Source organism: Roseiflexus castenholzii DSM 13941 (assembly GCF_000017805.1).
Lineage (GTDB): Bacteria > Chloroflexota > Chloroflexia > Chloroflexales > Roseiflexaceae > Roseiflexus > Roseiflexus castenholzii.
Genome location: NC_009767.1, coordinates 1,779,582 through 1,805,097 on the forward strand (window position 1 = coordinate 1,779,582; position 25,516 = coordinate 1,805,097).

Below are 25,516 nucleotides of genomic sequence, written 5' to 3' on the forward strand. Positions count from 1 at the left end.
ACAGAATCGGCGCACCATCTAGTGCGGATGAACCACTCACCAGGAACGCTCCATTGACATATTCCGCTTACGTTTCGGGGTTATTATGACGCACACCGGCAATGTCGCGCGCGAGATAGTAGGTCATGCTATGGAGGATGGCAACCGGATCGATATAGCGCACCCAGACGCCTTCGGGAACCTGAAGCACCGTCGGAGCGTAACTCAGAATAGCGCGCACACCGGCCATTACCAGGCGATCTGCCACTTCCTGGGCGTTGCGCGCCGGAACCGCAATAATCGCCAACCGGATGCCCTGTTCCCTGATCACCCGTTCCGCATCATCGAAACTCTGAACCGTCATGCCATTAATGGCTTTGCCGATCTTGGTCGGGTTGCTATCGAACAGCCCGGCAATGCGGATGCCCTGTTGACGGAACCCCTCATATCGGGCGATGGCTTCGCCGAGGTGCCCGATGCCGATCAGCGCCACGGGCCATTCCTGCGTCAGCCCAAGAATATCTTCGATCTGCTGGAGCAGTCTGCGAACATCGTAGCCAATGCCTTGTTTCCCAAACTCGCCGAAATAGGAGAGATCTTTGCGGATCTGTGCGGCAGTGACATTGATGCGGTCACCGAGTTCCTGTGATGAGACAGACTCAACGCCTTCCTGGAGGAGATAGCGAAGACTGCGCGCATACAATGGCAGTCGTCGAACCACGACATCAGGGGGTCCTTCCATCCGATCCACGTAAGACCTCCGCAGTTGATCCGCTTATCCTGGTGCTGCGCGCTGATATGATATATTCCAATACAGCGCATAGGTTATGATTATACGAAGTATGTGAAGTGTAGCACTATCTTTGTCACGTTGTCAAGAGGCTACGGCGTCCCACACAGTGGGTGGCAACGGCGCTCCGGTGCAACTGCGCAACACAGCCGCGAGTGCCGCCAGTCGTGTTGCATCATAGATAGAGGATTGTCGTTCGATGCGCATATGAGCAGCAACGATGCGCACTCTTCCGGGTGGCGGTTGATCGGCTTCATTGCCTGATCGCCCTATTCTATCGCCCGTCATGACCGCTGGCAGGGGCAATCGCCACAGGGCATCAGGTTGGCGTGTCTGCACCAGTAGCGTATACACCGGTGCGTAGGTGTGTCGCAACAGGCGAGCGACAAGATCGCCGTAGATCCTGAGCATCGTCGTGTCCGGTTCGACCAGAACGATCAACAATTGGCGCGCTGCTGAATCGGAGTGCAAAAAGAAACGCGTGGCGCGCCCAAGCGTCATGAGCGAATCCACCGCTGCGCCAGGCGGTGAAACCAGGTGCGGCATTCCTGCACAGAGCGAACTGATCTGCCCATCGTCGATAATGGTCACCGCAAGCGTCTCCGGGGCTTCGATATATAATAGATCGACCAGGGCAGAACTGGCGCTCTCAACGGCTTTGCCGCCGTAGAAGCCAACATGCCGCCAGGTGCGCAGCGGCAGGAACGATACCGCCAGCGTGCCACGGTTGATGGCAGGTAGGCGCGCAATCGGTTGATGGCGCGCAACCGGGAGAAGCATCGGGCTGCCGCACATTGCAGGAAGAGCGCCACGCAGCGCGACGTTCAGCACCGGTTGCGCAGAGGAGGTATGCTGCCACTGCGCCCTTGCTCCGGGCATACTCGTCGGCGCTTGGTCAGGCAATGCCGCCAACGTGCGGGATTCGTCGGGGTGAGCGGCGACAGTCAGACGTACCCGCACTCCCTGGCGCTCGACGTTCGCTTCGGCGAACACGACCTTGCTCTGTGTCAGTCTCTGTCGCTCATACATATCCAGCACGGCGGCGACCGCTGCGGCAGCGCCGTCGGTGGTCAGAGCGGCAGAAGCGGCGTTGCCGGGGGCGCGGGTGTCCTGTCCGGCGGGAAGAACGGCGTTGCCGGGGGCGCGGGTGTCCTGTCCGGCGGGAAGAACGGCGTTGCCGGGGGCGCGGGTGTCCCGTCCGGCGGGAAGAACGGCGTTGCCGGGGGCGCGGGTGTCCTGTCCGCCAGGAAGAACGGCGTTGCCGGGGGCGCGGGTGTCCTGTCCGCCAGGAAGAACGGCGTTGCCGGGGGCGCGGGTGTCCCGTCCGGCGGGAAGAACGGCGTTGCCGGGCGCGCGGGTGTCCTGTCCGGCGGGAAGAACGGCGTTGCCGGGGGCGCGGGTGTCCCGTCCGGCGGGAAGAACGGCGTTGCCGGGGGCGCGGGTGTCCTGTCCGCCAGGAAGAACGGCGCTGCCGGGGGCGCGGGTGTCTCGCTCGCCAGGAAGAACGGCGTTGCCGGGGGCGCGGGCGTCCCGCCCGTCGGAGAGATGGGTGTCGGGAGGGGGGGCGTCCCGCCCGTCGGAGAGATGGGTGTCGGGAGGGGGGGCGTCCCGCCCGTCGGAGAGATGGGTGTCGGGAGGGGGGGCGTCCCGCCCGTCGGAGAGATGGGTGTCGGGAGGGGATTGTGACCCGGAGCACTGCAACATTGCCATCGAACGATGCGCGTCCGCTGTCTGATCCACGGACCGACCTTCTTCCGCGCTCACGGGTGCGAAGTCTGGCAGATGCGAGGAGTGTTGTTCATATCTCCATTGTGAGAGAACACCTCTCGCATATTGCAGAGCACGAATCTCACCCGGCAACATCGGTATGCAATGAGCGGCGCTGATCCAGGTCTGTGTGCATCTCCAGGCGCTGACGCTCCATTGCCAAACGATCACGCCCCATTTCCCGGTAGAGACGAATCGTTGCTCTTCAGGGTGCTCGCAGGGGGGCGCTTCTGCCTCTTCCCGCATGCGAACAGATCGTTGCCTGGTAGCCACCTGTCGCTGCCGCCGCACAACGACTATCGCCAGTATCAGCGATGCCACGCCACCGATCACGAGCAGAGCGATCCGTTCATCCACTGCCGTCCGGTCAATCGATTGCGCAACCCGATCAACTAACAGCACTATGTCGAATGCCGCCTGACGATCAGCGTTATGCATCCGGGCAGGCGGATCAGCCGGCGACTCATTCTTGTGCGACGACTCCTGACGCAGTTCCACCGGCGACTGTCGGGGAATGGGAGGGGCATACGCAGCCGCCAGCGCGACCCCGGCGGCAACCAGCACAACCAGACTGACCAGCAACGCTTCAATCCGCGGTGCGCTCATACGTCTCTCCTTCCATGATCGTGATCAGCCAGGCATCGTTCCCGCTCCGCAGCAGCAGTTCATCGTCGTACCACTCGCCGATCAGATCTGCGTTCGCCGGCACTCCGGCAAGCGTCGCTTCGCCAATGAACCGCCCGCCATCCAGACGTCCAATGACGACTGTGCTACTCTGGAGCATGACAATACGCAGCGTACCGTTCGCCAGTCGCGTCATTGCCCGCGCATCGAGGCGCATCTGATATTCAGGCAGCAGTGTGTCGAGTGTGGCGCTCCATAACTGTGGGAATCCTTCGTCATCGGGTGCGATCCATATCACCTCATCGTCGCCCCAGGCATACGGTGGCAGCCCGTCGGTGGCAGGTTCGGCGACAACCGCTGCGACCGGCGTCGGACGCAGGCGCGCCAGGGTGAGCGCACGTTGATCACCGTCACGACTGGCGATCAAGACCACCTCACCCGAAGGATGCCACGCGACTCCCATGATCTCGCCGGGAAGCGCAACGACCGTGACCGGCGGCGCATCCGGCGTCATATACCGGATCTGTTCTCCTGCTATGGTGCGTTCCGCCAGCAACAACGCCCGCCCGTCGGGCGCAAATCGCACCAGCGACACATTCCCAACGACGGTCGCGGTTATCTGTTCCCAGCCGCGCACAACAACCCGGTTGTCCACGTGATTGCCCGGTTGAGCCGGTTCATACACCGCCTCGTAGCGCGTGCCACGGACTGTCAGAACATCGGCGCGTCCGCGGTAGGCGTCGATCGTGGTCAATCGTTCGACCCCAGACACCCCAACGGCGACGGTCTGTGTTACCGGCGCGTCCCATTCGGATTCTTTCACTTCCGCTTTCGGCAGAGAGGGCGCGATGCTCTGTACGCGCCACGAATCGCCGGCGCGCCAGACAGATGCGATCTGCATGCCCGGCGCGGCAGACGGCATCCGGCGCACCTGTGGCGCCGGCAGACCACGCGGGAGATCGAGCGAAACGGTCTCCCCTGATTGGAGTGTCAGATGCACCCACGATCGCCGTCCGTCCGGCAGAGTCGCTGCAACAGTGTGCGTACCGGCGTAGATGTCGCCATTCCAGGGTCGTCCATCGACTGTGATGCGCGCTTCTGGCGCAGCCTGCACCCGCAATTCGGCGCGCCCGCGCCAGAACGGTGGCACAATGCCGCTCGCAATACCGATCAGAATCCCGATGGCGAGCGCAGTAAACACAATGGTCCAGTGCCAGCGATAGACGACGCGCGCCAGCAGCGCGTCCAGATTGATACGATACCCTGCCACAATCATCAGTCGCTCCCTGCGCCAGTCACAATCCGATGGATTGTGTCGGGCCATCTTGGAATGAACAACGGTGTGCGTTCGCCATCAGCCAGCAGCAATGCCGTTGCGCCGATGCCACGCTCGATCCGGCACGTCGCCAGATACGCCGCTTCCTCTTCATTCAGGCGCAGAATGGCGGCTGCCCGGTTGACCGCATCGGAGTCCTGGTTCAGTCCCAGGATGAGTTTGGTGCGCGCATTTTCCAGCAACACGCGCGTTTGTTCGCTTTCATCCAGGTCGTCGAGGCTCTGAGTGATGACGGTCGCTTTGAACTGAAGGCTACGTCCGATGCGGAAAATCATCTGCAACGTGCGCGCGCCCACGTCTGAGTGTAGCAGCGCATGCGCTTCGTCGAGCACCAGATGGCTGCGTCGCCCGGTTGGACGGTTGATCGCCGTGGTCACGAAAAAGTCCATCACGATCACCGGCAACAATCGGGCAAGGGTTTCATCATTGCTCTGGAGCAAGGTCCAGAGGTCAATCGCCAGCAACGGGTTGTCGGTCGGTACGTTCGATGGATGGTTGAAAAGGTCGCCGATGATGCCGCGTGTGAACAGTGTCATAGCGCGCGCCAGGTCGGGTGTGATCGCCGTCAGATGCTGCTGCACATCGCTGAAGGTGGGCATTGGCTGCCCGAATGTGCGCGGATCGCTGCTGATGCCGCGTTCGGCATAGGCTGCGGCAATGGCGTCCTGAATCGCGGCTGCGCCGGTGGCGTCGATGTGCGTGCCCTGCGCCTTCAATTCGCGGATGATCAACGCTTTGATCACACTGATCCGCTGCGCCAGCAGATCTTCTTCCAGCGCCGCGACGGCGCGCGCGCGTTCGGGCGCGAGTGGCGGCAGTTCCAGCGGATTAATGTGGTAGCCGGCGCGACTCGACAGCGAAATGTAGGCGCCGCCGAGCGCAGTCGTCAACGGACGGTACTCCTGACGCTTTGGATCGAGAATGAGCAGCGCATCCTCGCCGAGCGCCAGTTCCTGCGCCAGCAACCCGCCCATAGTGTATGTTTTTCCGCTTCCCGACTCGGCGACAATGAGCATGTGCGGGTTCGTCGCCTGCCAGCGGTCATAGACGACGGGCGCGCCGCTGCGCGGATGTTCTCCCCAGACTATCGGCAATCCGCCGCGTCGCGTCAATCCTGGCGACGCTGTGGGTATGCCCATCGCAGCGGCGCGCCCGCTGGCGTCGTGCACCAATCCAGACGGCGAGCGTCCCAGCGGCAACGCATCGAGATACCCTTCCCACTGTTGAAACTGCATGCTGCCGAGCAGGATTCCCTGCTGTGCCGCAGCGAGCCGCACCCGATCAATACGGGCTGCAAGTTCATCGGGGGTTGCCGCTGCTATGGTGATGGTGATCGCTACCTGGAACAGGCGGTCTGTTCCTGCCGTGAGATCGTGGCGCAGCGCCGCTGCTGCTTCGATACCCTGCTGCGCTTCAGCGTCGAAATGCGTGCCTGCCTGTGCGTCGCCGGCCAGTGTGCCAAGCGCCGCGTCTTCGCTGCGCGCCAGCCAGCGGCGCGCAAGCGCATCGGGAACCGGCACGAGGCGCTGATGAACCGTAATGCCGGAACTGTCCAGCCCCAATGTGGGATCGTCGAGCCACGCCAGTGTGAGCACCGGCGGGAATGCGCGCACTTCCAGTGTGGTGATAAAGGAATCGCCCACCTGGATCATATGGCTCCAGCGCCGATCAATGCCGTCGGGCGCGAGCAGCGTGGTCAGCGTTGTGGTGCCGGAAAGAAACGCTGCGTTGGCGGTGCGGCGGCGTACCGGCTCGATGATCGGTCGGGCAAGCGCATCTCGGAGTGCCATAACGCCTCACTTTCCTTGACCAACGCTCACAACCACGCGAAGCCGTTCGAGGAGTGCGCCCTGCAATGGATAGCGTGACGCGCGCACCGGATCGATCAGACGAAACCACATTCGCGTGATCTCCTCGGCTTCAAGCAGGCGCGGCAGAGGCGTTCCCCCAAGCGATGTCAGCGCATCTGCAAGACGCCGCGCCCGTTCGACCGCTTCCGCCAGTGGCGCATCGTGCAGCGCCGGAAGCGCTCGATGGATGCTGCGGATCGATCCTGATAGCCAGTTTCTGGCACTGACCGGCAGCGCCGACGGTTCACGACCGGCGATTGCCCAGATGACCTGTTTGTGGCGGCTGACCGTCGCGTTGGCGCACGCTTCCAGATACTCCGCAATTTCGTCCAGCACGGCAGTTAAGGTCGGGTCGTCCGATTGACTGCTGCGCCGGTACAGTTCGGTCATTTCGCGGTCCAGGTCTGGCGGTCCATCGATGATATACACATCCACCGGCGCATCCTGCGCCAGCAGCATGCGATGGTACGTCTCCGCCAGCCGCGCCCGGCTCTCGCGCGAGCGCAGATCCCACGCAGGCGCGCCACCGCCGACCAGCCCGACGGCGCGCCCATCGGAGCGCAGGATGGCGCCGCGCACAATGCGTCGCGGGATGGCGGCGCGCAGTTCGTTGTCATTCATCAGAACTCTCCTGGCGCTGCCAGCGCGGACGTTGCGGCATCAATGCTGGCAGCGCCGATGCTTCGGGTAGAAGGACGACCTGCGGCTGGTTGGCGCGGATTTGCTTCGGTCGATTGAGGTGCCGCCACACGATGCGGGCGGCATCGCGTGACGAGCGTCCCCAGATGCGCCCTTCCAGTAGCGCCAGTCCAACGAAAATCGCCCCGCCGCTGATCCAGATGGTGCGTTCGATGTCGGCGCCGAGTGAAATGGCAATGCCTCCGAGCGCCATCACGCCGACAATCATCAGAAATGAGCGTGCTGGCAGCCGCATCCCGGCAATCTGCACCGATGCGCGCAACCGCAACCGACGCGGCACAACGGCGCTCAGATAGTCGCTCATGCCCCTCCTCCTCTCCGGGCTAGCCGGTCAGTCCCATCGCCCATGCCACAATGCTCGACGATTGATTGGCGACTACCAGCAGAATGACGAAGACGGCCAGATCGATGCCCGCGCTGCGTAGATCACGTGGTGATGAGAAGATGTGTTTTGCCATATCAATCAGCAGAAAGAAGCCTCCGGCGACGGTGATGATGTTTTTCAGCCAGTCGAATAGCGCCTTGAACAATCCGTCGAACTTCGGAGGGTCGGCGAAGAGGTGCAGGAGATCGGCGGGGAGGTGTGATGCCGCCATACTGATCAGAGCGATGATGGATTCCATAGTGTCACATCCTTTCAGATTGTAGAGAGATGACAGGGACGGTTCGTTCAGGAACGATTACCGTGATGTGGATCGTCCTGATTTGCCGCCGCCATACCTTCCGCCGTCCGCGTCGGGCGACCAGTACTGACCGACCGGCGGTTCACCGGGACGCGGTTCGCGGTAGAGCGATCCGGGGTAATCTGGCGGCGGCAACTGATACGGAGCGCCTTCCGGCAATCCGGCGCTGTTGTTCGGTGGCGCCAGCGGCAGGAATGCCAGCGGATCGACCATATCTGTCCAGCAGTCGGCGTCGGGCAATGGTTGCACACCCTGCAACCACTCCGGTGTGCAAATGTTGATCATCGGAAGATCTCCCGCATATCCGCGCTGCCGTATCCCCAGGTGCAGGTGCGGTCCGGTCGTTTGCCCGGTCAGCCCGACGAATCCCAACGGCGACTCCAGTTGATACACGCGGTCCCCAGGGCGCACCGGCGGACCACAGCCGGGCAAGGCTTCGACGGCGCGCGCAAACGCGGGGGCGCCCGCCAGGCAACGTTCGTGCATGTCGTCTGGCAATGGCATCGCGCCGTCTGGCAGCGTTGACCGGCAACCGACACTGAGCCAATTGATCTGCGGGAATGCCATCTGCAACCGCGCGAGGGTCCAGATTTCGCGCATGGCGCTCGCCCAACTGATGCCATTCGGGTGATATTCATAGTGCCACCACTCCTGTGAATCGGCGCGGTCTGGAATGCGGTTCCAGCCATGACGCTCGAAGATAGCGGTCACATCAGTCAGGTTGATATACAGTCGCCACAGTCGCCCTTCACGCACCCGCCGCCAGGGGAAACCGGTGTCCAGATCTATCGCCCGCCCCGTCATATGCCACGACATCAGTGCAACCCCTGGTTTGTTCGAGCGAAACTCCGGTGCACGTAGCGCGTCCGCCAGGCGCGCCAGCGGGTCCTGACCGGCGGTTGCGATGATCTCGGCGCGCACGGCGGCGAAACTGTGCGCCGCGTCCTCTGCCAGCGCCATATTCGTGGTAGTTCCTGCGGCATTGACAACTCCCGGCAACGGCACGAGCGCTTGCGGTCGGCATGCCAGTGGCGATTGCCCTGGTCCCTGTCCAGGTTCTGGCGAGGGTCCGGCTATTGGCGTCACTTCCGGGAGCGTGATTTCCGGTGGAAAAGGGGGCGTTGTGGCGGTCGCCGGGAAAGGGTACGCCGCTGGCGTCGCCGTCGGTAGCGGCGTCGGTGGGGGCCAGGGTCCGGGAGTCACCGCATATGGATCGATGAGCAGATTGAGCGTTGCGCCGGTCTGTCGCACCGGCGATCGGAGGGTCCCGTTCAGGGTCTGAATGCTATTCATTGGCGCGTTGGCGCGCACCTCGACGACGAACTCGACCCAGAGCACGTGCGGTCCGTCGGCGCGACACTGAACGCTGCTCTCGGTTGATGAGCACTGCACGCCGCCGGAAACGCCGGTCACCCCCAGTACCATCAAATGTTCGCCAGCATCGATCTCGACGGTCAGGGGCCAGTCGCTGCTCGTGCCGGCAAACGCAATCCGGCGACGTCCGCCAACCGGCACTCGATAGGACCCCACCGTGCTCATGCTGGCGTCCAGAAACGATATGGCGTTCTGCGGCGATGTTGGGCTTGGAGAAGGCGAAACGCTCGTGAGAGCGACCGATACGGCGCGTGGCGCAAGGCTCCCTGTGCCATACGCGCCGCGCAGGACGATATTCTGCTGCGAAGCGACCGGAATATCCGCCAACTGCCACACGCAACGCGTGCCATCAACCGTCGGATGACAGGCGGGAGATTGATCGATTTCCTGATCGTCTGTCTGCATCGCTAGCATCACCGTCTCGGTCTGATACGCATTCACTCCAGGCGTCGGCGTAATCGGTGGCGTCGGGGTCGGAGTTGGCGGCGGCGGTGGCACGAGGGAGGCGCGGAAGCGCAGCGCCACATCCCCGGCGCGGCGTTCACTGCGTGTGCCGTTGAGTGGCGTCTGCCAGCGCAGGGTTGCCTGTCCCTGCGCATTGGTCGGCGGATCGTCGGCGATCCAGCCGCGCCAGCCATCGCCGCGTTCTCCCCACATCACACTGGTCTGACAGTCGGCAGGCCGGTCGTAGAGGAAGGTGATGGTTGCGCCGCTGCGAGTCGGCGTGAACATCGGCATATCACCCCGACACGAGATGGCAATCGCCCCGTCAGAAACGTCAGGAACGAGTTCACCGGCGCCGATCGGCTGATAGTCGGCATACTCGTCGTAGCGTCCATACTCATCGACGATCCGCCCTTGGAGTTGCACGTGCAGGCGGTACGGTTCCAGATGAGCATAGATCGTCTGGTACGCGCCACGATTGCTCTCGACCACGACAATCTGCCCGCCGCCTTCCTGATCTGGATGGCGTCCGTGGTTTTCGTCCCATCCAACATAGGTGACCACGCCATCGATCATGGCGGGAAGCAGGCAGCGATGTGCGAAGGGGCATGCGCCGGTTGGACTGACGATGTCGATGCCGTTATGGAACTCAGGTTGACCGGTGATCGGGTGTGTGCGCCAGCCGAAGCGACTGGAAATCGCCCATCCGCCTGCGCGGTAGGTTCCGTCGGGTTGCACGTCCGGCGCCACGGGCCAGGGGAGCGCCGTGTGCTGAAAGATCGTGCCAAGTGCGCCTGCAATTATCAGCGCCAGTCCGCAGATCAGCACGATGGCGGCAACACACAGCGCCACGATGAGCACGACCTTGCCGCCTGCCACAGCGCCGACCTTCAACGCCGCCGATCCACCAGTTGCGAGGGCGCGCTTTGCGGTATGGCGCGCCGCCAGTTGTGCAGCGCTCCGGGCAATGTCGCGCGCCTCTGGTGCAACAGCGGACTGCTGTTCATTCGCGCTCATCGGCGGCGCTCCTGTTCATCGGAGCGGTGCGCCGGCAGGATCGGCGAATGCAGGGATGCCGGCGCGGAGTGATCACCCATTCCAGAAGTGCGGCGTTCCGCAACGACAACGGAGGAATATGGGGACGAGGATTGCTTTGCCATTTCCCAAGGTCGGTGCGCGCGCGGCGGCGTGGCAAGCCCTTCCGCCTCCAGGCGTTGCCGCATAAGCGCCGCCGCGCGCGCGCGCGTTGCTGCGGCGACCGTCATGCCTGCCGCAGGGGTCAGTTCCGCCACGCGCGTCTGCCGTTCCTGGATGCGCGCCATGATCACGGCGCGCTGTTCGGGCGCAGCGCTGCGCAGTTCGTGCTCGTCGCGCTTGATGGAAGCGAGTGCATCTTCACGCTCGATCCGGTGCTCCGCCTGAGCTTCGAGCAGAGCAGTGCGCGCAACTGCACGGCGACGCTGGCGCTGTTCGGCGTTCCATGGCGAGGGGCGCGCGCGCAGTTGCCCTTTCGCAAACGCCGCTTGTTGGTCGGCGCGTCGCTCCAGATCGGCGGCTGCCTGCCGCCGCGCCAGGCGTTGCTCGCGAGGCGTGAAGAGACCGTTCTGCTTCCTGATCTCTTCAGCCTGTGCGCGCATGCCGCGCGCGTGGATCGCTGCCATCTTGCGCCGTGCCCGGTCGGGTCGGTCGCCGGCGATCACGTGCGCTCTCAGTTGGTCATACTTGCGCCGGGTTCGACTGTCGGCGACGGGCATCTGAAATGGCACACGCCCATCGATAGTTCGAGGCGCAGTGGCGGAACGTCCGCCGGCAGCATCCGTGCCGGGTTTGACCACCTCGCGCGCCGACTGATGAAATCGGCGGTCGCGTCGCGCCAGAGCATCGCCGATAAGGGAAAACGACGCCTTCGCAACATTTCCGGCGCCTTTCTTGAGACTTTCGACGCGTGGCTTTGCCAGGTCCTTCCCACTGCGCCAGAGCAATCGTTCCGCCTGTGACTCCAGCGGCACATGTCGCGTCACCGACTGCGCCATGCCGGTCAGCCTCTCTGCGCCGATCACCACTACCAGCAGAGTGAGCAGACCAAGCACATAGCCGGTAAACGACTCGATTGCACCACCCCGTAGTGGCGACACGAGCGCCACTGCGACGATCATCGTTGCTGCCAGTGCGACCTGTTCGATCAGGAGATCAAAGAGACGGTTGAGCCAGCCGTAGAAGCGCGGCGATGTTGAACGGTCCATCAGCAGCGCGCCTGCCATCGGCGCAAGACCGACCAGCACCATCACATGCACCACACGAAAGGCGCTTTTGATGATCAACCAGACCATTGCGAGCCAGAACACGGCATACATCGATAGCGCGCCGATGTTGAGTTCGTGACCGATCGGCGTCGGCATCTCGAATGAGGCGTGTGTGAGCAGCGCGTCGCTGATGGCGTTGAAGAGGTCAATGATGAGCCCTAGAGTCGCCTGTGTGGAGTTGATGAACAACGAGACGCCGATGAAGGTCAGCAGCAGCCCTTTCCCCTCTGCGGCCAGGCTCTGTTGACCTTCCGCCGCCAGACGGCTCATCCGCACAACGAAGAGGAGCGTGACGAGCAGTTGCGCCACAGCGCGCATAATGCGCCAGATCGCCGTCATCGCTGGATGTTCGTAGGTGAGAGCGGATGGAGTGCAAAAAACGAAGTTGGTCGCCGCATTGTCGCTACAGCTCGATGGAATGATCGTCCAGGATTGATCGGATGTTCGCACATTGAGGAGCACGGCTGCGGTGCGCTGCGCTGTTTCGCCAAAGGTGGCGATTACCCCCGCAACAACTCCCATTCCGGCGTCGAGCACCCAGGCGCCGGGGTTGAGGTTCCGCGACCACCAATCGCTCGCGGGGTCGGAGTTGAGCGCCACGCCCGACACAGGCGTATCCAGGGACATGCCCGATGGCGCCAGGGGTTGGACGCCCTGCCACAATGCGCTATCGGCGGGCGCTGCGCCTGTTGGCTGCATCGAACCCTGCGGCTGCGACGGATCACCGCGTGTGCCGGGTGCATCGGCGAACGCTGGCATTGGCAGAACGATCAGCAGCGCCAGAAACGTTGCGCAGATCAGCGCCCGAAATGTGCAGGACGGCAGCGCGCCTGCCTGCGAGACCCCAGGAAAAGTGCGCGTCTGTGAGTGCGCCGGCGGCGCGTCTACAGGCGGGATCGGCAACGACGTTAGACGCCGGTTCCGTGCTGATGGGAGGGAACGCGGCGCGCCCGCATTCCGTGAAGAGATCACGAGAGCAGCGGACAGCGCCGCGCGCAAGCGCCATCGACCGGATGCGCAGCACAATACGGCGATATTCTTTGGGCGTGCCTCCGACTCGTTGATCGTGGATAGCCTGCAATGCGAGCAATCGGGCGCTAAGCCAGGACCACGTGAGGCGGGAGGCGGGCAGGAGCCTTCTGGCAGTGTGCGCCTTGATTGTGGAACCACGCGCGCTCTACTGTTCCATACGCCTGCGGGAAGAGCATGCCTGTTTGGGATGTGTAAGCGGAATGTCATATGCCATGCTCCCGACATAGGTGAAACAGACGTTGCCGTATCTATCGGATCACCTCAAGGGTCGTCGCATCGACGATCCGCCAGCCGTCGGCGTCCCGGCGCAACCAGTACCGGTTGTGGGTCAACACGCCGCGTCGGCTGCTGACAATGCGCCCGCCGACGGTGACGATCACATCCCACTGTTCCTGGGTTTCGATCCAGCCGCCATGCGAGGACATGTCGCTCTGCAATATGCCCCAGCGCACCAGGGTGGCGTCACGGCGCTCACCCGCATTGGCGCGTCGCGCATACTCCGCGACCACCGATTGCCAGGCAGAACCGTCGGGCGCGAGGTAGGGTGCGAGCAGCGTCGCCTGACCCTGCGCCGCCGCCAGTGCGCTTGCCCGGTTGTACGCCGCCAGGAACGGCACTACATCGCTGGCAGGTGTTGTTGCGATCGTTGGTGACGGAAGCGCATGCACATCGGTGGTGCGCGTCAGATTTGGCATGGCTTCAGGCGCATGCAGAAGCGCGCTCATGTGCCAGACGGTCAGCGTCGCGCCGATGACGATAGCAGCAATCACAAGCGCCCGCGGATAGCGCAGTGCGATGGTCAGCAACCGATCCAGCGATGGATGGTTGAGCAACCAGCGCAACACCCGATCACTCACTGTCGGAAGAGAGGACGCGCGCTGGCGCTGCATGCCATTCTGCGGGGGTATACGTCGGCGACGCGAACGGTTGCGACGAGACGGTCTCACTGTTCAACTCCACGGTCTAGAACCGTCCCATGACGTTGCTGCCCATCACAATCACGAAGATGATCTGCACCAGCACACTGACGACTGCCAGGGCTGCAAGTGCGAGCAGGTAGAGTTTGCGCCGCTCGATCATCTGGCGGAACTCATCGTGGAGCACCTGATTGAGCGTCGTTTCCTGCGCCAGCAATGCGGTTTGCGGATCGGAACCTTCCGCCTCAGACTGCGTCAGCGCCTCGGCAACGTCGATCAACTCGGCGCACCCGCGGTCGCGCGCCACACGACGCAACGCATCGAACGGCAATACGCCGTGATCGCGCATCAGGCGCAACGCATCAGCCACAGCACGCTGCATCGGCGCGTAATGGTCATCAGGTCGCATCACATAGCGCTCAAGTAACATCGGCGGTGGATCATACCCGGCAAGTGCAACGCGCACATACGCGACAAACGATGGGGTCAATCGCCGCAGTCGTTTCTGCTCCTGCTGCCTGGCTGTCACCGGTTTGCGTGGAATGATGACGCCGATATACAGATAGATGGCGAGTGCAACGGTTGCCAGGAGCAGGCGCGGCATACCCTCAATTCCCGTAGAAACAAGGAGCAGGATCAGCGCCGACGCGAGTGGCAGCGCTGCCAGGTGTCCCAGCACAAACCGACCCGTCATGCCCCAGCGGGACGGAAGGGTGCGCAACCCGTTTGCCAGCGTGCGCGCCTGTTCGAGCTGCGCTACCCCGATAACCGCGATCAGGACGCCGGCGAGGCTGGCGAACACAGTCCAGACGCCCGGTACAATGAAGATGTCGATCATTTGGATGCCTCGATTCTCGTATCAATACGCAATGTCTTCAGCCCGTCCGAGCAGATAGCCGCCGATCAGTGGTGCGCCGACGACCAGCGCCAGCACCGCTCCGACTCCAACGCCAATGTTGCTCCGGTATGCTGTCAGAAACCGCTCGTGCTGAACGATGAAGAGGTAAAGCGTGATACCAACATTGATCAGGAACAGGGCGATTCCGGTATTGCGCATTTGAGCAAGTTCAGTTGCCAGCATGCTGGCACGGCGGTCGGATGCCTGCATTGCCTCGTATGCTGCGCGAACCCGCTGCACCAGCGCAGCGTGCGGTTGATCGATGGCGATCTCCAGATGGCTCAGAAACGTAGCATGGCGGCGCGACGGCGTCTGAGCGCGTAGCGCAGCGCACACCATCGTTGCAGTGGCAAGCGCTCCGGCTGCGAGGGGTTGTCCCAGCCGCTCCAGGAACCATGACCATTCGGCTTTGAGCGGCGAGGCGGGCATGTCGGCGATAACCTTCTCGATAGCCGGTTGCAGACCGCTTCCCGCGCGCAACTGCGCCTCCAGGCGTCCGACCGTCGCCGGCAGAGTCGCGTCGATACGGGTGGCGTACCGCTGCTCTTCAAACCAGAGAAGCGCCCAGATGATCAGTGCGGTCACCGGTCCCATCAGCACAATGGCGACCAGCAGCGGTCCTATCCGGCTCACGACAATCAGGATCGCAAGTGCGGCAATAACGCAGATGGCGAGCAGCCGCGACGCGCTCATCACCGGGGGACGCCAGCGCAGTGCGGGGTCGAGGAGATCGGCTCCGGGACGGGTGAACCGCTGCGCCAGATACGCATCGAGTGCCGCGCCCAATCGGCTGTGCATCAGAAGGGTCAATGCCAGGATCGCTGCAATCGTCGCCGCCAGCGGCGGTAGATCCGCCAGCCACGCTGTTTCGGGGTATGTCACGTTTGGTGTGATCATCGCATCCGGGTTCATAATGACATCCTTTCAGTGCGGTTGTGCGCCTGATCCGTTGCTGGCCTCCAGCGCCTGGCGCTGGGCGCGCACGGTGGCAAGTGCGTCCTCGGAACCCTGCCCGGCGTTCACCAGGTATTCCATCGCGCGTTCGCGCACGCGGATGAGGGGTAGCGCAATCGTTATCGGCAAATCGGATGGGGTGAAGCGCGCAAGGATATCGACAGCAAGCCGGGCATGCCCTTGCTCGAACGCTCGTTCGGCTTCGATCCGCGCTTCTTCGGCATCGGTTTCGGCGGCAATACCCTGGCGAATGCGCATCTCCACCGCTTCCCAACCGCCTGGCGGCGCGGCGTGCGCCGTGATGGCAAGATCGGTCATGATTGCGTCGAGCGCCAGGCGCGCATCACGCCAGCGGTTGGCGTTGATCAGGCGTTGCAACGCAGCCCCTTCGGCGTTTGCCTGCTCGATCACACCGGCAAAGGCGGCTGATGTCTGACTCAATATGTCCTGCGCTGCGCCGATCAGCCGCGGGTCGCGGCGTTGCGTCCAGGCGCTGCGCAGCGCTGCCAGCGCTCGCTCTGGCGCGCCTGCCAGGGTGTGCGTCCGCGCGCGCGTGATAGCGTCGGCAACGGCGTCGAGGGTGGTGGCGTTCTGCCGCACCTGCGCCAGAGCGCGCGCTCGTATCAGTTTTTCGCGCAGTGATGCGGGCGTCTGATCACTTCCGGTCCACTCCAGTAACCCATTATGCCCAACCGTCGCCCGGCAATGCCAGACTATTCGCCCGTCTGGGCGAATATCGACCTTTGCCAGTGGAGTCAGGGCAGGACGAATGACGCCATCTTCCACCACGACGCCGTTCAGCAGTGCCACGTCGGTGATCAGGCGCAGACCGAGTTCTTCCCAGTTATCGACTTTAATCACGACATCGAAGCCACTGGCTGCATCTCGCAGGGCGTCGGTGCGGCGATCTTCGTACATATACGCGCCAGGCATAGCGGCGAAACTGGCAAAGCGTTCAATTGCCTCACTGCATGAGCGCGCGTGCAGCGTGGTGATCACCGGATGGTCGGAGAGGACGAGCGCCAGCACCGCGCCGGCTTCATTGCCGCGGATCTCGCCGGGGCAGAGGAGGTCGGGCGTCTGGCGCAGCGCTTCTCTGGCGACGCGCCCGAAGGCGTCGGGGTCGCGCTGGGTATTGACCTGTTCGCGCGTCCAGAGATCGGTGCGCCGGATGTGAATCTCCTGCATGTGGTCTTCAATTGTCAGAATGTGCGGATCGCCGGGCCATGAGTTGGCGAGCGCTTCGAGGAGCGCCGTTTTGCCGCTGCCGGTGCGTCCCGCGATCAGGAACGAACAACGCGCCCGCGCCAGCAACAGAAGCAGGTCAAACATCTGCTGGTCGAATGTGCCGCGCTGCACGACATCATGCAGGTCCCACGCGATGCGTCGCCCGCGCCGGATGCAGATGAGTGCGCCATCTTCGGTCGGGATGCGCGGCGGAATGGTCGCATGAATGCGCGTCCCATGATCGGCTGGCAGGGTTTCCTGCGGATTCTGTGCGTCGAGATGCACTCCCATCAGGGATGCCAGCAGCATCGCCCGGTCGCGCACTTCGGCTGCGGCAGCAAACTGCTCTGCAACGGTCACGAAGGGTTTGCCGCTCTCTTGAACACGAATGCGACGCCCGATGATTTTGACCTCATTGACACGCGGATCGTCCAGGTACCGTTGCGCCGGTCCCCAACCAATGGTCGCGGCAAAGAGGTTCAGCAGGGTTTCGTCATCGGTCGGCACGCGCGCCAGCGGTCCGCCGCGCGCGCGGTGCTGCCCGATTGCCTGGCGTAGCACCAGGACGACTTCGGCGTTGCGCTCGGCGGCTGGAGCGAATGGGTTCAGCAGGTGTCGCCGTCTGTCGGTGCTGAATGCTTGCTGAAGTTCATCGCGCGCCGCCTGCAATACGGCGGCTTCACGCAGCGCTGCTTCGCGCGCCAGGGTGTCGGTTGGTCCGCCGAGAAGCGTCGCCAGCCCGCCGTCTTCTTCAATGGCAAGCGGCGGAGCGGACGGGTTGTGTACTGGTTGATGATTCATAGTGTGTCCTTGCCGAGAACTGAGAACCGAGAACTGAGAGCCGAGAACTGAGAACGACTACGAGATCCATCCGCGCGCCTCCGTCGTGATCCGTGGCGATCCGCGCGCCCCTTCCCACTATCCGCGCGCCTCCGTCGTGATCCGTGGCGATCCGGGCGCCCCTTCCCACTATCCGCGCGCCTCCGTCGTGATCCGTGGCGATCCGTGCGCCCCCTCTCACCCTGCGCCTGCGCGGAACCGGGAACTACGGCGTGTCCTATGTGCGCGCCTCCGTCGTGATCCGTGGCGATCCGGGCGCCCCATCCCGCTATCCGTGCGCCTCCGTCGTGATCCGTGGCGATCCGTGCGCCCCCTCTCACCCTGCGCCTGCGCAGACAACCTTCAAAAACCGCCTTCAACCTGAAGCGCCGGCTTCCCCGGAAACCAGCGCCGGAACAGGCTGACGGTCGGCTTTGGCTGTGGCAGCGGCAGCCCGATTACGCGGCACATCTCGTCAACAATGGCGTGAACTGCGAGCGAAAAGGGGCGAAACTTCCCGACATCCAGCGGCGAGACGTACCGATCCGCCTCTTCGTTCGCCAGGCTCACCAGGTGCGGATCGCGCGGCAGTGTGCCGATAATGCGGGCTTTGGGCCAGTGCTCGTTGAACAATGGTGCAACCTGGCGCAAACCAATGGTCACACCACGCTCAGGCTCCATCAAAATGAGCAGGCAGCGGTCGGTCAGGTCGGGTTGATGCGCCGCAAACTGTTGCAGAGCGATCCCGACTCCCGCGCGCTCTTTGCGTCCCGGCGGCGCCGGCAGCACGACCCACCCGCCATTGCGTGCTGCTTCGAGCGCATATGGGCGCTTCTTCATGTCAGGACCGGTATCGATCAGTACCACATCGTAATCCCGCTCCAGCACCTCACTCAGGCTGCCGACTGCCTGCATCAGCGCGCGCCAGTCTGGCAGCGTAAAATCGGCAGCAAGCGCAGCCTCATCGGCACCGAGGAGAAAGTCGATGCCGCTGGGAGCGTGTCGCCAGATCAGGCGCGCGACATTGGCCGGCGTAAACTGCGAGTGTCCGCGACCTTCCTGGCGCAGTGTCAGGAACGAGCCGAATCCTGCCGGGATGCGGAACTCCGGCACCAGCCCGGAGTTCGACAGGTCGCCGTCAACAACGAGCACCCGCAGACCGCGGCGGCGCATCCCTTCTGCGAGCGACGCAACCACCAGACTCTTCCCGATGCCGCCTTTGGCGCCGGCGACCGCAATCGTAACCTGACGCGCGGCAAGACGCCGGGCAACGCCGAGTTGCTGCGCGATCCAGGCAGCCAATGCGTCAGCGTCGCGCGCTGTGGTGATCGCTAATCCCGCATCGGTAAAGTCGCCCGCATGCACCACGCCAATGCTCTGAAGCCCGATCAGCACCCGCACGCCGCGCGCCTGAGCAACGTGAATGGTTTCCCACAGATCGGCAATCGTGCCGCGTGTGTCTTCCAGGTATACCACTGGCGGGGGTTGATCACCGGCGACCAGACTGCGCACACGCGCCAGGTTCGGCGCAGGGAAGGGAAGAAGACCGTTATAGCCGCCAAGCGCCTCGACCAACCCCGGCGTGTTTGTGACCAATAACAGTTCAGTTGCCATGGGATGCTCCTTGTGTTGGAAAATCGGGTTCTACAGCCGACCCTTGCCCCACGCGCCCTGGACGGGGTATTTCCGTTCGAGCCGGTTTGTGGCAGGATTGAAGGCGAACAGGGTGTTGTGCGGCAGAGTTTCGCCTGCCTGACTGCCACTGGTGACGATCACCTCGATGATCTGCCCGACACGCCGGCGCCCGCCATAGGTTCCGATGTGGAGCGCAATCAACGGTGCGGCGCCACTCGTCATCAGTCCGCGCACGATCCCCGGTGATGCCAGTCCGTCGAGTGTGGCGAACCGCTCCAGGTTGCGCAGTGCAGTGAGCGCATCTGGCGCGTGGATCGTGCAGATGCCGGGATGCCCGGTCGCAGCGGCTTCGAGCATCGCCAGGGCTTCGGGACCGCGGACTTCCCCAAGGACGATCAGATCGGGGCGCTGGCGCAGCGTCAGTCGCACACAACCGGCAAAACTGCTCCGGCTGCGCAGAACTTCCACCGCCATTCCATAGGGCGGCAGCGGCAGTTCACGAGCGTCTTCGATGATGATGATGCGCTTCTCAGCAGCAATTGCCTGAAGCAGCGCTGCCGTGAGGGTTGTCTTACCGCTGCCCGCGCCGCCAGCGATCAGAAGCGTGACGCCGCGCCGAATGGCTTCGAGCAACAGTTCGGCGGCTTCACGGGGAAGGACGCCCGTCTCTTGTTGCACGAGATCATCGATGGTTTGCCAACGCGCAGGGAGGACGCGCACAGCGACTGTAGCGCCGTCCGGGGTGTATGGTGGGCGGGTGATGGCAAAACGCAGCCGCTGGTCGGCTGTGCCGTAGAGCGCGTGAACGACTCGTCCATCGTCACTGCGCCAATCATCAGGATGATCGGCGGTGACAAATCCAGCCCGCAGCGCCAATTGGCGCTGCGTCCAGCGCAACCACTCGTCGCAGACGCGGATGCCAGTGTCGGTACGGTTCCCGTCCTCAACGACCACCATCGCGTGATCCGGTCCGTCGATAAACATGTCGGACACGCGCGATCCGGGGTGCAGCCAGGAGTCGAGCGGACCGTACCAGGCAATCGCCGACCATTCTGCAATGGCGTACCCGTTGCCAAGACCGGCGCGGCGCATTGTTTCGGCGATGGGTCGCTGCCAGTCGCGCAACCGACCGGTCTGCTGGCAGAAGCGCAGTTCGGCGAGGCGTTCTTCAGGAGTGGCAGGAGCGTCGGAAACGCCCTTTCGATGTTCTTCGAGAGACAACATCTCGTTTTCTTGTCCGTTTTTGGCGACAAAAAGCCCGTCCATAGGAAGGTCTCCTTTACAGCGACGGTATCTGCCAGTGATGGCTGGATCGCAGATTATTCGTCGGAGCGGGATGAAATCGGCGCGCCGGGAAGAGGGGTGGTTACGCCGGGCGCAGGCGCGTTCGCGCCAGAGACGATCTGTGGCTCAATACGCAGCGTTTCGGTCACCGGGCGCGTCAGATCGGGCAGAATGACCTGCGCCGCGTCGAGGCGGTCCAGATACTGCAACGGATCGCTGGTGGCGCCATAACGTTCCGCCCATAGCGCCACTTGCGCCGCCTGAAGCGCCCGCAACGCATGCGCTTGCGCGGGGGTCATCTCCAGATACGCAATCTCTCCTTCAATGTAGAGCACAGGGATGCCAGACATCCAGCGGCAGGCATATGCCCGCATTCCCTCCGGCGCCACCAGCGCGGTTGATGGGATTTCGAGCACTGTTCCCTGCGGGGCGTCGGCGCGCGCCCGGTCGCATAGCGAGGGATCATCGGCGATAAACCCGATATTCAATCGGTCGCGGTCGGTGATCGGTCCCACGCCGGTCAGTGCGAAAGGCGCCGGCACCATATTGCGCTCGAGTTTGCGCCCGTTTGGATACACTGGCTCATCTGGCGGGTCTGGCGATAGCATGCCAGGGTTGAGCAGGTCGTTCGTTCCGATCTGGCGTGTCGCATATTGCCCGATCACGATATTTGGATCGGTGATGCCCGCCACCTGTATCGGACGGTGCAACGGCAATTCGATGATTGCGAGATCGTCGATGGTGATCTGCTGTCCGTAGGGAACGTCACGAGCAGCAATGATCACACGCTCGGTGCGGCGGCTTTCGATGTAACCATAGGCGGCTGCGGCCAGCGATGCCGCAATTCCGATGATGAACAGCAGCGCCGGAAGGACGTGCGACTTTTTCGGGGTGAGGGCGCTGCTCAATGGCGTTGAGAGACTTGAAGACATGCGTTTCTCCGTTTCTGAACTGACACGATGATGACCTATCGATCCAGGCGATCAAGAGTGGCTGCGGCTGTAATGAGCGGTTGGTATGGCACATATCCCAGCAGACCGAAACCGGTCATCGTTGGGCGCACTTCGGCGCACACTGCCGGCTGATCGAATGTTATGGTTTGCTCATTGCTGAACCGGCACGAACCGCCCTGCGGCAGGACGCGCCAGGTCACTCGCTGCGCGAGCGTCTCCGAGTCCTCGGCAAGCCCCAGCACTGTGCCGATATTGTTCACGAATGCGCGTTTTGCTGTTTGCACAGCGCGTTCCTCATCGATACGCTGACTGTTGCGCGCCAGGCATTCATAATCGAACAACTGCACCGCCGAGCGCGTCGCCTGTTGGAGGGCATCTTCCATATGCGCCACCTCAAGCTGCCGCTCGCTAAACTCGATCACGGTGAAGACGAATGGTGTGAGGAACGCCAGCACCAGCGCGATGAACACCAGCGATTGCCCTCGTTCTGCGCGACGAGATAGAAGCCTGTTTTGCGGTCTGTTGCACTGTTGTTCCATGACTTCCCCCTGATGCCATCAGTCTTGCGTGTCCTGTTCCGCTGCGCGCGTGGCGCTACGATGGACCCGAATATCGGTCAATCCGGGAATTGGCGTCCAGACGTCCGCCTGATAGCGGATTGTGACAGTAATGTCGCTATAGCGGCGGCACGGATGTGTTGAACAATGCGCCCTGATTGTTGCGTGCTGCGGCTCGACGAACACGCTCCCGGCAAAGGCTATGCGCGCTGCGTCCGCCACCGGTCCCGGCGCAGTCGCCAATGGATAATCGCGGTCATACGCCAATCCGCCGGTCGAGCCACGCAGCGCTGCCTGATGTGCTGCCACTCGCACTGCCTGGTTCACGGTATAGTGCGCGCCAATCGCCTGAAGTGCCGCAACTCCGCCGAAAATGATGACTAGCAGCACGGTGAGCACGAGCGCCATCTCGATGAGCGCCTGTCCCCGGCGGGGTTCGCGCACATGCCTGTGGGCGACGATGTATGCGTGTTTGACCATATCATCCTCCCGGAGGGACGCTTCTTGTGTGCCGATGTCCCTTCGCTGTCTGGACCTGTTGTGACCGGCGATGGCGCTGTGGGCGTTCCTGCCCTTCCTGACTTCCTGTGACCGTTTGGTATCGGTTGTGGCGTTGTGCCGGGAAGTCGCGCCCTTTCCACCTGCAACGTTCATGCCTTCCACTCTCCGGTCTTACCCCGTATCACACGGCGTGCTCAGCGCTCTTTTGTCGTCTCACCGCACATCACGCGGCACGACCAGCGTCACCCGATAGGTCGCGTCCTGCACGAACGTCGCCCGGTCGAGCACGCTGTCGCCGCGCCCGTCGCCGTCCAGGTCATACGCCCCCGTCTCCACCAACTCCACCAACACCGCATACTGAATGCGCAGGTCGGTCACCCCGCCGTCCGGCAGCGGCCAGAGGCCGTAGGTCGCCTCCGCCAGACTCGACGGCGCGAACGCCGACCAGTACAGGCGTCCCTGTCCGCGCATCGTCGTCGCACCCGGCGTCTCGCTATAGTAGCGATAGACGCACCCGCGCATGCGGCTCAGGTCGGCATGCTCCGTCTCCGCCGCTTGCGGCTGCTCGCGCGCCCGACACCCGCTTCCGCTCGTCAGGTTCAGTCCGCCCGACCCGGTGAAACTCCACGCCACAATCCGCTGCCGCGCGTAGTACACCGGCGGCGCCGGCAGCGGCGGCTCGCGCAGCAGAATCTCTGGCGTAAAGAAGAGCGTTTCGCCGCTCGGCCACGTGAAGTTCGCCGTCTCCGTGCGGTACACTCCTTGGCGCCGGTCGAACTCGGAGTGAATGCGCAGCCGATGCTCCCCGCCTGGTCGCGGCATCACCAGCAGCGCCGTCGCCGCTTCCGCCTGGTTGTCGAGCGGATTGGCGTCCTGGCTCGTGGAAATGACCGCGCGGTGCAGCAGCATCGCCGGCAGCGCCGCCGCCTCATCCTCGCGGAACGCGCGCAATTGCGCGGTTATCCGCCCCGACGCGCCCGCCGACAGCGTCTCGAACGTCCACATGAGCGTCCCGTCGCCGGCGCGCGACGACTCGGCGCGTGAGAGCGAGACCAGATGCGCGCCCCACGGCGGGCGGTACGTCAGCGTGACGTTGCGCGCCTCGCGGTCCGAGTCGTTGAAGTAGTCGATCGTGACGCTCAGCGAGTCGCCCGGACGCGCCAGGCGCGTCGCCGTGATCCGCACCCCGACGTTCGTGCGCACCAGCCGGGTCGTCGCTTCTGCGCGGTTGTTGGCGGCATTGACGTCATTCGTCGCCGTCGCCGTCGCCACGTTGGTCAGCGTGTCCGGCGCATCTGCGTTAATGTTGACATTAATCTGAATGTCGCGCGCTTCCCCGGCGGGAACAGCGCCGAGATTCCAACGCAGCGTTCGTCCGCTGACCTCGCTCGGCGGCGGGTCCGCCGACACGAACGTCACTCCTTCCGGCAGCGCGTCTTCGATCACGACGTTCTGCGCCGCCTCCGAGCCGATATTGCGCGCGGTCAGCGCATACCCCATGCCCTGCTCGCGCACCGCCTCTTCTGGCGCGCTCTTGCTCAGCGCGATGTCGGCGTCGCCTCCGGTCGTGAAGACCAGCATCGACCCTGTGTAGTACTCTTCGTCGCAGATGGGCGCGACGGACACGGCGAACGCGCGATAGACGCGATTGGGCTGCGGCACAAAGTAGAAATTAATGTCCGACAGCCCCTCGTACGGCGGCGGCCAGAGCCAGAGCGCGGAGTGATTTTCATACGTCGACCCGCCCTGCGCCCCAAGATACGGCCAAGGAGCCGGCCGCACGCTGTCCCTCCCCGCATAGGTGAACACTCTGCCGGCCAAGACGTTGATATAGTGCTGGGCGTCTTGCTTGCGATACGCCTGAAGATTCCATTCACGATCGTCGTCCAGGAACCCGGCGTTGACGCCGAGCACGTCCGACGGAACGGGGCTGCGGGTGTTCGGATAATACCCGGCATAGCCAAACCACCTCGTCTGGGTGCGCATCCGCTGTGGCGGCCATTGCGCCACAAACGGATCTGGCGCATCATCCAGCACCAGCCAGGCGAGCAGGACGTCGTCGCCGCCTTCTGGACGCATGTTGGGACCCAAGTCTTGCAGGGCATAGATGAGCCTGCGTTTCCGGGTGAGCGGGTTGTCGGAGTATGCGTTCGATCCAATCAGCTTTCCTGGCGGGGAAAAAGCCGTGTCCAGGGGGTCGAACCGCACCATCACGCGATGTCCCGCCCTCACGCGCTGCCAGAGACTCGCGTCCGGCATCTGTCGGATGACTTGGGTGTAGATGTTGGAGACATACCCCAGATATTGCCCTTGGTTCCCGTAGGCCCTTTCCTGGCGAAGGACGCCGTTCCATGGTTCTCCCCATTTGTAAATTCCGGTCACAGGGTGCGTGGGACTTGAATCTTCCGGCGTGTGCCTCCGATAGCTGTCGAACGGCATATACTCGTCATTCGGCGTGGGGTCATAGTACGCCGCGAGATTACCGGCGCCGACCCAGGCGTTCGGCAACTTTTGGTATTCCGGAGCGGGCGGAGGTTCCGTGTACCGTCGGTTGTCCTCAAACAACATGATCGGCGGCGCGTGCTGCGGATTCGGAATGCACTGCCCCGGCGTCTCCGTCGGCGTCTCCGGCGGCGGCGTCTCCGTCGGCGGCGGCGGCGTCGGCGTCGTCCCCGTTCCTGTTCCCGGCGGGGATGTCGGAACCCCGCCGCCCGGCAACGTCGGCGTTTGCGGCGACCAGCCGGCAGGAGGCTCACAGGAGTCGTTATGCCAGAAGGCGCGGTGCTCACCCATCGGACCCCGCCAGATCGTGCGAGACTGGAGCACCCGATATGGAGTTCCGTCCTCACGGTACAGCGTCACAGTCCTCGACTCGTCCCTTGAAGCAAAA

At 63.4% G+C, this 25,516-nt stretch carries 19 protein-coding genes; all 19 read right to left on the reverse strand.

All coding sequences use genetic code 11. The features are described 5' to 3' along the window. Nucleotides 1-67: 67 nt before the first annotated feature. Nucleotides 68-721 carry a redox-sensing transcriptional repressor Rex gene (locus RCAS_RS07105; protein ID WP_374711152.1) on the reverse strand — a complete coding sequence of 218 codons (654 nt, stop codon included), beginning with the start codon at nt 719-721 and terminating at the stop codon, nt 68-70. A gap of 132 nt (nt 722-853) precedes the next feature. Next, nucleotides 854-3,142 (reverse strand): hypothetical protein, encoded by a 2,289-nt coding sequence (locus RCAS_RS25005; protein ID WP_012119917.1) that lies wholly within the window; start codon nt 3,140-3,142, stop codon nt 854-856. After that, entirely contained in the window at nt 3,123-4,436 is a 1,314-nt protein-coding gene (locus RCAS_RS07120; protein ID WP_012119918.1) for a TolB-like translocation protein, read from the reverse strand. The genes RCAS_RS25005 and RCAS_RS07120 overlap by 20 nt, the downstream gene beginning before the upstream one ends. Next, nucleotides 4,436-6,286 (reverse strand): VirB4 family type IV secretion system protein, encoded by a 1,851-nt coding sequence (locus RCAS_RS07125; protein ID WP_012119919.1) that lies wholly within the window; start codon nt 6,284-6,286, stop codon nt 4,436-4,438. The genes RCAS_RS07120 and RCAS_RS07125 overlap by 1 nt, the downstream gene beginning before the upstream one ends. Nucleotides 6,287-6,292: 6 nt before the next feature. Continuing rightward, a complete protein-coding gene (locus RCAS_RS07130) occupies nt 6,293-6,967 on the reverse strand; it encodes a hypothetical protein (protein ID WP_012119920.1) in 675 nt (224 codons plus the stop codon). Then, on the reverse strand, nt 6,960-7,349 hold the full coding sequence (locus RCAS_RS07135) for a hypothetical protein (RefSeq protein WP_012119921.1): 390 nt from the start codon (nt 7,347-7,349) through the stop codon (nt 6,960-6,962). Before RCAS_RS07135 ends, RCAS_RS07130 begins: the two co-directional genes overlap by 8 nt. A gap of 19 nt (nt 7,350-7,368) precedes the next feature. After that, nucleotides 7,369-7,668 carry a hypothetical protein gene (locus RCAS_RS07140; RefSeq protein ID WP_012119922.1) on the reverse strand — a complete coding sequence of 100 codons (300 nt, stop codon included), beginning with the start codon at nt 7,666-7,668 and terminating at the stop codon, nt 7,369-7,371. A 57-nt stretch (nt 7,669-7,725) separates the two neighbouring features. Then, complete coding sequence (locus RCAS_RS07145; RefSeq protein ID WP_012119923.1) at nt 7,726-10,563, reverse strand: peptidoglycan DD-metalloendopeptidase family protein; 2,838 nt, start codon at nt 10,561-10,563, stop codon at nt 7,726-7,728. Further along, nucleotides 10,560-12,752, reverse strand: a complete 2,193-nt coding sequence (locus tag RCAS_RS07150) for a hypothetical protein (protein WP_157042582.1) — start codon at nt 12,750-12,752, stop codon at nt 10,560-10,562. Before RCAS_RS07150 ends, RCAS_RS07145 begins: the two co-directional genes overlap by 4 nt. Nucleotides 12,753-13,129: 377 nt before the next feature. Then, a complete protein-coding gene (locus RCAS_RS07155; protein WP_012119925.1) occupies nt 13,130-13,828 on the reverse strand; it encodes a hypothetical protein in 699 nt (232 codons plus the stop codon). A gap of 16 nt (nt 13,829-13,844) precedes the next feature. Further along, nucleotides 13,845-14,636: a hypothetical protein gene (locus RCAS_RS07160; protein ID WP_012119926.1), complete on the reverse strand. Its 792-nt coding sequence runs from the start codon at nt 14,634-14,636 to the stop codon at nt 13,845-13,847. Between the two features lie 21 nt (nt 14,637-14,657). Next, nucleotides 14,658-15,608: a hypothetical protein gene (locus tag RCAS_RS07165; protein ID WP_012119927.1), complete on the reverse strand. Its 951-nt coding sequence runs from the start codon at nt 15,606-15,608 to the stop codon at nt 14,658-14,660. Between the two features lie 12 nt (nt 15,609-15,620). Next, nucleotides 15,621-17,678 (reverse strand): ATPase, T2SS/T4P/T4SS family, encoded by a 2,058-nt coding sequence (locus RCAS_RS07170; RefSeq protein WP_012119928.1) that lies wholly within the window; start codon nt 17,676-17,678, stop codon nt 15,621-15,623. Nucleotides 17,679-18,059: 381 nt separating this feature from the next. Continuing rightward, complete coding sequence (locus RCAS_RS07180) at nt 18,060-19,310, reverse strand: nucleotide-binding protein (RefSeq protein ID WP_012119929.1); 1,251 nt, start codon at nt 19,308-19,310, stop codon at nt 18,060-18,062. 30 nt (nt 19,311-19,340) lie between these two features. Then, complete coding sequence (locus RCAS_RS07185; RefSeq protein ID WP_012119930.1) at nt 19,341-20,597, reverse strand: ATPase, T2SS/T4P/T4SS family; 1,257 nt, start codon at nt 20,595-20,597, stop codon at nt 19,341-19,343. Nucleotides 20,598-20,650: 53 nt separating this feature from the next. After that, entirely contained in the window at nt 20,651-21,547 is an 897-nt protein-coding gene (locus tag RCAS_RS07190) for an SAF domain-containing protein (RefSeq protein WP_012119931.1), read from the reverse strand. 35 nt (nt 21,548-21,582) lie between these two features. Further along, on the reverse strand, nt 21,583-22,038 hold the full coding sequence (locus RCAS_RS07195; protein WP_232280196.1) for a hypothetical protein: 456 nt from the start codon (nt 22,036-22,038) through the stop codon (nt 21,583-21,585). A gap of 87 nt (nt 22,039-22,125) precedes the next feature. Continuing rightward, nucleotides 22,126-22,605 (reverse strand): TadE/TadG family type IV pilus assembly protein, encoded by a 480-nt coding sequence (locus RCAS_RS07200; protein WP_049768804.1) that lies wholly within the window; start codon nt 22,603-22,605, stop codon nt 22,126-22,128. A 234-nt stretch (nt 22,606-22,839) separates the two neighbouring features. After that, complete coding sequence (locus RCAS_RS07205) at nt 22,840-25,488, reverse strand: DUF11 domain-containing protein (protein WP_157042583.1); 2,649 nt, start codon at nt 25,486-25,488, stop codon at nt 22,840-22,842. Nucleotides 25,489-25,516: the final 28 nt, after the last annotated feature.

Excerpts from the sequence above, each read along its gene's own strand:
- RCAS_RS07105 (WP_374711152.1), bottom strand. The coding sequence starts at position 721 with ATGGAAGGACCCCCTGATGTCGTGGTTCGACGACTGCCATTGTATGCG.
- RCAS_RS25005 (WP_012119917.1), bottom strand. The coding sequence starts at position 3,142 with ATGAGCGCACCGCGGATTGAAGCGTTGCTGGTCAGTCTGGTTGTGCTG.
- RCAS_RS07120 (WP_012119918.1), bottom strand. The coding sequence starts at position 4,436 with ATGATTGTGGCAGGGTATCGTATCAATCTGGACGCGCTGCTGGCGCGC.
- RCAS_RS07125 (WP_012119919.1), bottom strand. The coding sequence starts at position 6,286 with ATGGCACTCCGAGATGCGCTTGCCCGACCGATCATCGAGCCGGTACGC.
- RCAS_RS07130 (WP_012119920.1), bottom strand. The coding sequence starts at position 6,967 with ATGAATGACAACGAACTGCGCGCCGCCATCCCGCGACGCATTGTGCGC.
- RCAS_RS07135 (WP_012119921.1), bottom strand. The coding sequence starts at position 7,349 with ATGAGCGACTATCTGAGCGCCGTTGTGCCGCGTCGGTTGCGGTTGCGC.
- RCAS_RS07140 (WP_012119922.1), bottom strand. The coding sequence starts at position 7,668 with ATGGAATCCATCATCGCTCTGATCAGTATGGCGGCATCACACCTCCCC.
- RCAS_RS07145 (WP_012119923.1), bottom strand. The coding sequence starts at position 10,563 with ATGAGCGCGAATGAACAGCAGTCCGCTGTTGCACCAGAGGCGCGCGAC.
- RCAS_RS07160 (WP_012119926.1), bottom strand. The coding sequence starts at position 14,636 with ATGATCGACATCTTCATTGTACCGGGCGTCTGGACTGTGTTCGCCAGC.
- RCAS_RS07165 (WP_012119927.1), bottom strand. The coding sequence starts at position 15,608 with ATGAACCCGGATGCGATGATCACACCAAACGTGACATACCCCGAAACA.
- RCAS_RS07170 (WP_012119928.1), bottom strand. The coding sequence starts at position 17,678 with ATGAATCATCAACCAGTACACAACCCGTCCGCTCCGCCGCTTGCCATT.
- RCAS_RS07180 (WP_012119929.1), bottom strand. The coding sequence starts at position 19,310 with ATGGCAACTGAACTGTTATTGGTCACAAACACGCCGGGGTTGGTCGAG.
- RCAS_RS07185 (WP_012119930.1), bottom strand. The coding sequence starts at position 20,597 with ATGGACGGGCTTTTTGTCGCCAAAAACGGACAAGAAAACGAGATGTTG.
- RCAS_RS07190 (WP_012119931.1), bottom strand. The coding sequence starts at position 21,547 with ATGTCTTCAAGTCTCTCAACGCCATTGAGCAGCGCCCTCACCCCGAAA.
- RCAS_RS07200 (WP_049768804.1), bottom strand. The coding sequence starts at position 22,605 with ATGGTCAAACACGCATACATCGTCGCCCACAGGCATGTGCGCGAACCC.